Annotated in this window: 1 protein-coding gene; it reads right to left on the bottom strand. The window is 47.2% G+C overall.

Annotation, left to right across the window (positions count from 1 at the left end; genetic code table 11):
* Positions 1–571: NAD(P)-binding domain-containing protein (locus MJD61_07465; protein MCG8555111.1), on the bottom strand; the 571-nt coding region annotated here is incomplete at its 3' end.
* Positions 572–1,323: the final 752 nt, after the last annotated feature.

Genomic DNA, 1,323 nt, shown 5'->3' with positions numbered 1-1,323 from the left:
TGTAGGCATGCTTTGAGGTTGTAACAACAAAAAAATCGGATAGCTTCTTGACATCCGTGACGGTTTCGTGGGTGTTGATCTTCAGACCGCGGTCGCGGATCTCCTTATCCCAAATCTCTAGAAATTCCTCTTTGGATGATTCCTCGCACCAGATTGACGACTCCAGAGGGACATCCAGCGGCTCCATGAACAGCGATTTACCTTTCGTGAAGGAACGGATCAGATTGACGGTCTTGCCCTGCTCGATCACAACATATCGAATCCCCAACTCGTTGGCGCGATTGGCCGCTCCTATGCCCGAGGCTCCGGCTCCAACAATGAGCACGTCCAGAACGTCCTCAGACACGCTAGGCCGCGGCTCATTTTCGAACAGCCGGTTGATCAAACCGTTGCCTTGATTTAGCGCAAGCTTGATGAGCGGCACCCCGCTGACTTCCCCGATGATGAACAACCCGGGGATGTTGCTTTCGTAGTTCTCGTTGACCTGCGGAAGTTTGACCGTGGCTGGGTCGAACTTTTTGTCAAACAGTCTTCCGACGAATTCCTTACCAGACTGAACTAAGGCTAACATTCTCGATTCATAGATGTATTGTAGTGAAGTAGCTAGTGATTCCTGTTTTGAGTTGTTGGTAAGGTAACCGTTTCTCGGATAAGAATATTCCCTGCAAGGGCTTTCCTCACGACACAGGCGTGGTTCGTACTCCAAGCTAATCAAATATAGCAAGTTGCGTGACCTTTTCCAAGAGAATCGAGATTATAGAGCGTACAGGAAACGAAGCCTAACTGGGCAACCTTCTCGCTAAATACTCCGACGGTGTGGCGTTTCTATTGGTTTAGGACACGCGGCTTGTACATCTTATCCTCACTTCAGCCATTCTAACAGAACGGGTGGCATATTAAATTGTCTTAGTACTTTACTTATGACCAGTTTAGTTCATTCACAAGAGGAAATAGAATGGATTCAGATATGATGATGAAAATGGCACAGCCCGGGATGCACGATCATCTAAACCCTTGATCGGAACCTGGTAGCAAAGCATAAAAGTCACGCCCGGGCAGCCCCGATGGAAGCTATGAGCATCACGAAGCAGATCATGATTTTTCAGAGACCGATTTTTGCAAGCCACCGCCGACGTAGAATTCATGGGACAAAAGGCAACGGATTTACTTTTATTGGGCACAACAACTACACTAAACGGTATTCTTATTATAACGTGAGTTCGACGTAAGCGCAAGACTTGAAAATGCCATCAATTGAGCCGTATTTTGGCATCGAAATGAGCGGATATGTGCCCGAAAATTCACCGATCTCATGCGAAAATC

This window comes from Pseudomonadota bacterium, from assembly GCA_022361155.1.
Classification (GTDB): Bacteria; Myxococcota_A; Polyangia; order Polyangiales; family JAKSBK01; genus JAKSBK01.
The sequence above is the reverse complement of the archived record's forward strand: the minus strand, read 5'-3'. Positions and strand labels throughout refer to the sequence as shown.